General features: G+C 73.3%; 5 protein-coding genes. 3 read left to right on the top strand and 2 right to left on the bottom strand.

Annotation, left to right across the window (positions count from 1 at the left end; translation table 11 throughout):
* The coding region (locus tag DQW06_RS16005; protein ID WP_232833044.1) for a MurR/RpiR family transcriptional regulator at positions 1-809 on the bottom strand (809 nt) is incomplete at its 3' end.
* 72 nt (positions 810-881) lie between these two features.
* On the opposite strand from DQW06_RS16005, the gene DQW06_RS16000 reads away from it, so the two are divergent.
* Entirely contained in the window at positions 882-2015 is a 1134-nt protein-coding gene (locus DQW06_RS16000; protein WP_013153400.1) for an FAD-binding oxidoreductase, read from the top strand.
* Positions 2016-2110: 95 nt separating this feature from the next.
* A complete protein-coding gene (locus tag DQW06_RS15995) occupies positions 2111-3487 on the top strand; it encodes a sodium/glutamate symporter (protein WP_013153399.1) in 1377 nt (458 codons plus the stop codon).
* Between the two features lie 78 nt (positions 3488-3565).
* Here the strand turns inward: DQW06_RS15995 and DQW06_RS15990 are convergent, their stop codons facing one another.
* Positions 3566-5146 (bottom strand): MDR family MFS transporter, encoded by a 1581-nt coding sequence (locus DQW06_RS15990; RefSeq protein ID WP_232051716.1) that lies wholly within the window; start codon positions 5144-5146, stop codon positions 3566-3568.
* A 686-nt stretch (positions 5147-5832) separates the two neighbouring features.
* On the opposite strand from DQW06_RS15990, the gene DQW06_RS15985 reads away from it, so the two are divergent.
* Positions 5833-6489, top strand: coding sequence for a hypothetical protein (locus DQW06_RS15985; protein ID WP_117198825.1), 657 nt, complete (start codon positions 5833-5835; stop codon positions 6487-6489).
* The last annotated feature ends 476 nt before the right edge of the window (positions 6490-6965 follow it).

The raw sequence follows: 6965 nt of genomic DNA, 5'->3' as shown, positions 1-6965 counted from the left end.
GATCCGGTGCGGTCGCGGGCGGCCAGCTCCATGGTGAGGGCGTGGGCCACCAGCCAGCTCGCGAGGTTCTCGCTCGCGGCGCCCGAGGTGGAGGGCGGGGTGGTCAGGACCGCCTCGACCCGTTCGCGGACGGCCTCGCCCACGGCCTCGGTGACCACGACGACGGGCGCCCCGACCTCGGCCGCGTGGTCCAGGAGGGCGTCGATCTCCCGGAAGAGCCGCAGCGGCGCGAAGACCACCACGGCGTCGTCGCCGCCGATGCCCAGCAGGTCGTCGGCGAGCCGGAACCCGGTCGCCTCCAGGACGGTGCACCGGCGGCCCATCCGGCCCAGTTCGACCGCGAAGTAGCGGGCGGTCGCCGAGGCCGGTCCGATGCCGTAGGCGACGGTGCGCCCGGCCGCCTCGACCAGGCGGACCGCGGTGTCGAAGGCCCCGGCGTCGAGGACCTCGGGCAGCCCCCGCAGCAGGTCGACGCTGTCGGCGAGGACCTGGTCGAACACGCGCGTGCCGCTGAGGCGCTCCAATCGCTGGTCCAGGACCAGGGCGGGGTCGCGCCGGGTGGTGAGCATGTCCATGACCGCGCGCTTGAGTTCGCGCAGGCCGCCGTAGCCCAGCGACCGGGCCGTGCGCACGACGGTGGCGTCGCTGGTGCCCGTGCGGGAGGCCAGTTCGGCGGCCGACGCGGTCACGGCCTCCGAGGGGCGGTCGAGCAGGAAGTCGGTGACCGCGCGCTCGCGGGGGGAGAGCGAGTCGAGCCGGGCGCCCACCCGCTCGCGGAACCCGCCGCCCTCCTCTGGTGAAGTTTTCATTTCGTCATTGACCTAACCATGTAGTTAAAACTACGCTCCCGTGAGACCGACCACACAGTGAGGGAGTGGCCGATGACTTACCAGTTTGTGATTATCGGGGGCGGAGTGCACGGCTGCGCCACCGCGTGGCAGCTCGCCGAGGCCGGGGCGGACGTCCTGCTCCTGGAGGCCCGCGAGGTGGCCTCGGGGGCCTCGGGCGGCTTCGGCCGCCGGGGCGTGCGCGCCAACCGGCGCGACCTGCGCGAACTGCCGCTGATGCGGGCCGCCTACCGTATCTGGCCCACGCTCGACCGGCGCCTGGGCGCGGCCACGGGCTACCAGCGCACGGGTGGGATGTTCCTCATCGAGCAGGAGACCACCGGCACCAGGGGCGGGCTGGTCGCCGCGCACACCCACGCGGCGGTGCAGCGGCGCCTGGGCGTGCCCACCGAGGTGCTCGACCGCGACGGCGTCCTGGCACGGGAACCCGGTGTCTCGGAGTCCGTGCGGGCGGCGCTGTACTGCCCCCTCGACGGCACCGCCGACCACACCGCCACGACCAGGGCGTTCGCCGACGCGGCGCGCGGGCGCGGCGCCGTGATCGCCGAGCACAGCCCGGTCACCGCCGTCGAGCGCTCCGGGGACCGCGTCACCGCCGTGCGCACCGCGCGCGGGGAGCGCCACGAGGTGGGGGAGGCGCTGCTGGTGCTCAACAACGCCGGGGCCGCCGACCTGCTGCGCACGCAGTTCGACGTGGAGCTGCCGGTGTGGCGGATCCTGCCGCAGGCGCTGCGGCTGACCCCCCGTTCCACCCCGCCCCTGACCCACCTCGTCGGCCACGACCACCGCTCGCTGTCGCTGAAGCCGCTGCCCGACGGCGCCGTCATGGTGAGCGGCGGGTGGCGCGGCCGCTGGGACGCCGACAGCGGCCGGGGCCGGACCGTGGAGGAGAACGTGCGCGGCAACATGCGGGCCGCCGCGGAGGTCTACGCCGACCTCGCCGACGCCGAACTCGACCTGGCCGACGCCTCCCGGCCGGAGTCGTGCAGCGCCGACGAGATCCCCGTCATCGACCGGATCCCCGGGACCGCCAACGCTCTGGTCGGCACCGGCTGGACCGGGCACGGCTTCGCCATCGCACCAGCGGTGGCCGAGTCGCTCGCGTTCTGGGCGCGCACCGGCGCGCGCCCCGACAACCTCGCCCCCTTCTCGTTCGCGAGGTTCTAACCCAGGCGCGGGACCGGGGGCCGCGCGCGACCCCGGTCCGGCCCGCCCACGCGGCCGCCGACCCCACCCCCGATCCGCGCGTACGAAGGAGCAGCGTGTTCCCCACAGACGAAGTCGGCGGCGACGCCGTCACCACCCTGCTGTTCGCCGTCACCGTCCTCGGCCTGCTCGTGCTCGCCGGGGTCGTGCTGCGGCTGCTGATCGCCCCGCTGCGCCGCCTGTTCGTCCCGGCCGCGCTCATCGGCGGCGTCCTGGGGGCCGCGCTGGGGCCCTACGGCGCGGGGCTGTTCCCCGAGAGCATGACCGGCACCTGGGCCGCGTTGCCCGGGGTGCTGATCACCGTGGTCTTCGCCCCGATGCTCATCGGCGTGCGCATCCCCAACCCGCGCAGGAGCTACCACCTCATCGCGCCGCAGCTCCTGTTCGGCTACATGGGCGACCTCCTGATGATCGGCGTCCCCGTGCTGGTGTGCGCCGCGCTGCTCATGCCCTTCTGGGACGTGAACGCGATGTTCGGCACCGTCATCGAGGTCGGCTGGCCGGGCGGGCACGGCACCGCAGCGGGAATGGGGCCGGTCTACGCCGAACTGGGCTGGACCGACGGCGGCGCGCTCGCGCTGGCGGCGGCCACCGCCGGGCTGGTGTTCGGGATCGTGGTGGGCATGGTGCTCATCAACATCGGTGCCCGCCGCGGCCACCTGCGCCACCTCAGCGCGGACCGCGGTGAGGAGGCGCCCGAGGTCCTGCCCGAGGAGGCGCGGACCCCGATGGGGCGCGTGACCCTCAACAAGGACCTCGTCGACGGACTGGCCTTCCACGGGGCGCTGATCGCCGCGGCGGTGCTGATCGGCTGGGTGCTCCAGTACTTCCTCGGACTCGTGATCCCCGGCATGCCGCTGTTCCCGCTGGCTATGATCGGCGGCGGCGTCGTACAGGCGGTCATCTCGCGGACCCGGCTGGGCGAGGCGGTGGACCCCGGCAGCCTGCGCGCCATCCAGGGGGTCGCGCTCGACCTGCTGGTGGTCTCTGCGGTCGCGTCCATCGCGGTGCCCGTCGTGCTCGGCAACATCGTGCCGCTGCTGGTTCTGGTCGCGGTCGCCGCGCTGGTCACGGTGGGCTTCTTCTACTGGGCGGGTCCGCGGATGTTCCGCGACTCCTGGTTCGAGCACGCCATCGTCAACTTCGGAACGCTGACGGCGGTGGCCTCGGTCGGCCTCATGCTGCTGCGCACGGCCGACCCGGAGCTCAGGACCGACGCCGCGCGGGCCTACGCGCTGCGCGCGCCCTTCTTCAGCCCGATCGCCGGAGGCGGGATGCTGACGGCGCTGCTGCCGCTGATCGCGGTGAACTACGGGCCCTGGGCGCTGGGCGTCGGAGCGCTCCTCGCCGCGGCGGCGGTGTACGTGCTCGCGCGGGTGCTGGGGATCTGGCGGCGGCCCGGAGCGGGCGTCGGCGCCGCGGCCGGGGGCTGAGCCGCCGGTTCCGGGCGCGAACGCGAGAGGCCCTCCCCGGGGGCGATTCCGGGAAGGGCCTCTCCTGTGCGGGGTTGGTCAGTCGGCGGACGGCTCCCGGCCGGTCCGCGCGGTGCCCGTGGCGCCGACCGTGCTCGTCGGCTCCGTCGGGGCACCGGCCTCGGGGGCCCGCGCGGCCTCCTCGGTCCCCTCGGTCTTAGCGGCCTCCGCGGCCGGATCGGGCAGGTCCAGGCTGTCCCGCAGCTGGACCCGGGGCAGGAAGAGCGCCAGCACCAGGCCGACGAGGGCGATGCCCGTGGCGAGCAGGAACAGGTCGCCGGTGGACGTGCCGTAGGCGCCCTCGACGATCTCGCGCAGGAACGGCGGCATGGCGTCCAGGTTCAGGGTGCCGGCGTCCCCGCCTCCGGCGGTGGCGCTCACCCCGGACTCGGACAGGCCGTCGGAGATGTTCGTGGAGACGCGGTTGGCCAGGAAGGCGCCCAGTACGGACACGCCCATGGTGCCGCCCAGGGTGCGGAAGAAGGCGACCGTGCCGCTGGCCGCGCCGATCTCGCGCAGCGGGACGGAGTTCTGCACCACCAGGACCAGGTTCTGCATGGACATGCCGACCCCCAGCCCCATCAGCACCATGCCCCCGCACACGATGAGCAGCGGCGTGGTCGCGTCGATGGTGGCCAGCACCAGGAAGCCCAGGGTCAGCGTGACCATGCCGGTGACCACGTAGGACTTGACCCGTCCCGAACGCGAGACCATGCGCCCGGACACGGTCGAGGAGATCATCGTCCCCAGCATGAGCGGGGCGGTCAGCAGACCGGCCTCGGTGGGGGAGTAGCCGCGCGCCAGCTGGAAGTACTGGCCCAGGAAGACCGCCCCGCCGAACATCGCCATGCCGACCGCGGAGCTGGCCAGGATGGCGATGGCCGTCTCGCGCCGCATGACCAGGTGCAGGGGCACGACCGGCTCCGACACGCGCGCCTCCACCCACACGGCCAGGCCGAGCAGCAGCAGGCTTCCGGCGACCATGGCCCCGGACTGCCAGGAGATCCAGGCGAAGTCGTTGCCCACGAAGGTCACCCACAGCAGCAGGAGGCTGACGCCCGCGGCGATCAGCGCGGCGCCCGCGTAGTCCACCTTCGTGTCGGGGCGGCGCACGTCCACCAGCTTGAGCGTGCGGCTCAGCGCGACCAGGGCCACCAGCATGAACGGCACGCCGATGAGGAAGCACCAGCGCCAGCCCAGGCCGGGCAGGTCGGCCAGCAGCCCGCCGATCAGCGGTCCGCCGACGGTGGCCACGGCCATCACCGCGCCGATGTAGCCGTTGAGGGTGCCGCGCTGCTTGGGGCTGACCATCGCGGCGATGATCACCTGGACCAGGACCTGCGAGGCGCCCATGCCCAGGCCCTGCACGGCCCGGAACGCGATGAGCTGGCCGGTGGTCTGCGCGAACCCGCACAGCAGCGACGAGACGATGAACAGCCCGATCGAGAGCTGGAGCAGCTTCTTCTTGTCGAAGAGGTCGGCCAGCTTGCCCCAGACCGGAGTGGAGGCGGTGGAGGCCAGCAGGGTCGCGGTCACCACCCACGTGTACTGCGACTGGCTGCCGTCCAGCGCCCCGACGATCTGGGGGAGGGCGACCGACACGATCGTGCTGCTGAGCATCGTCACGCCCAGCACTATGAGCAGGCCGCTCAGGGAACGCAGGATCGAGGGCTGCCCGGTGTCGGGTAAGGGACGGGAAGTGCGCACGGATGGACCTCTGAGAAGGAAGACGGGGCGGCGCGGGAGGCCGCGGGACTGCTCGGTTGCCGTGGGTGGCCAAAAATGTGCAGAAGAGGCATTTTTGCACCCACTGTAGAATATCACCGGGGTCACGATCCGGGGGCTGGTCGAACGTGGGAAAGCCGACATCCGCCTCAGGGAATGCCCGCGCCGTTCGCCGGGCGTCCGTCCTCGGCCCGTGCCCGCTCCACGCCGCTCCCCGGGGTCCGCGCCGGTCCCGCGTCCTCCGTCGGGGCGCCCGACCCGCGCCCCCGTGATCCCGTTCACGGTTCGGTCCGGGTCCTCCCGCGTCCCCGTCCGCGATCCGGCCCGCCTCCTCACTCCGCGGTGCGCCCGATCCCGGTCCGCGGCCCGCGTCGCTCCTGATCAGCGCCCCGCCGCGCCCGCGTGCCGTGTCCCTCGGTCCGGTTCCCGCGGGGTGTCAGCCTCGCGGACGGATCCTCGACGGCGGGGGAGGGGGTCGAAGACAGGCGCGGTCCGCGCGCATGGCGTTCCTCCGATGGGGCAGACTGCCGAGGTAACCCTCGAAAAACTGTCTTCTCGAAAAACGAGCTACAAGGACGCGCATGACCTCCCTCCTCTTCGCCGCCTTCGCACTGGCCCACCTGTGCCTGACCGCCTGGCTGGTCCGGCTGGCGCTCTCCCAGCGCTCCCCGCACACCTGGCTGGTGGCGGTCGTGGCCGCCGGACTCGTCTACGACAACGGGATCGTGGCGCTGGGCTCCACCATCGGCGCCGGAGACCTCCTGCTCGCGCTGAACCTGCCGCGCTTCGTGGTGCACGCCCTGGTCACGCCTCTGCTCATCGTCTTCGCCGCCGGGGCGGCCCGCGACGCCGGGCTCGCCTGGGCCCGCCCGCGCGCGGTGCGCGCCGGGTTCTGGCTGCTGGCGGCCGCCCTCATCGTCTACGGCGTCGTGACCGAACTCGTGGGGCTCACCCTGGTGCCCGGCCGCGAGGGCGACGCGCTGCGCTACTCGGCCGCCGAGTCGGCCCTGCCGGTCCCGGCCGTGACGACCGTCGTCGTGCTGCTCGTGGTCGGGGTGACGCTGCTGGTGCGGGCGCGCAGCGGGTGGATGCTGCTGGGCGCCGCCGTCATGTTCGCGGCCTCGGCCGTGCCCACGGTGCCGCTGGCGGTGGGGAACATGGGCGAGGTGGCGCTCATCGCCGGGCTCGCCCTCACCGCGCGAAGGGCTGGTCACGCCTCTTCCCACGCCCTGGCGTGACCTGAACGAACCCGTGCCCGCGCAGTGCGGGGCAATCCGCTGAGGGAGCTTCGCGGTCGTTGAGAGCCGTTGGAAGAGGTTCCCGTCTCCCGAAAGTCTCCCACTTGCGGGTGGGAGACGGGAGCCTTGCACCATCTCGGACCGAGAGCCCTGCCCCCGCAGCCGTCCGGGGCCGCTGGCCGGGCTGCGGGCCGCGTGGACGTCACCGTCGCCAGTCCAGGCTCCGGTGACGCGGTGCGGGGAACCCGGGGGTACCACGCGTCCTCCTCGGAGGGACGTGGACCGGTTCGGAACGCGGACTCCGGGGCGGTGGAGTTCCCTCGGGGTCTTACCACGTGATGTGGGGGTCGCCGCCGTCCTGCTCCTTCCCGGACGGGTACCGACCAGGGCAGCGGGCGGCGCCGACAACCCGGCCGGACGCGCTGGTGCAAGGGTCCGCCGTGTCACTCCGGTTCTTCGAAGTAGCGGACGTAGGC

Source organism: Nocardiopsis sp. TNDT3 (assembly GCF_003427465.1).
In the GTDB taxonomy this organism is placed as follows: domain Bacteria; phylum Actinomycetota; class Actinomycetes; order Streptosporangiales; family Streptosporangiaceae; genus Nocardiopsis; species Nocardiopsis dassonvillei.
This window is presented reverse-complemented; position numbering and strand designations above follow the sequence as displayed.

Bases quoted from the DNA above. Each gene is read 5' to 3' on its own strand.
- DQW06_RS16000 (WP_013153400.1), top strand. From the start codon at position 882: ATGACTTACCAGTTTGTGATTATCGGGGGCGGAGTGCACGGCTGCGCC.
- DQW06_RS15985 (WP_117198825.1), top strand. From the start codon at position 5,833: ATGACCTCCCTCCTCTTCGCCGCCTTCGCACTGGCCCACCTGTGCCTG.
- DQW06_RS15990 (WP_232051716.1), bottom strand. From the start codon at position 5,146: ATGCTCAGCAGCACGATCGTGTCGGTCGCCCTCCCCCAGATCGTCGGG.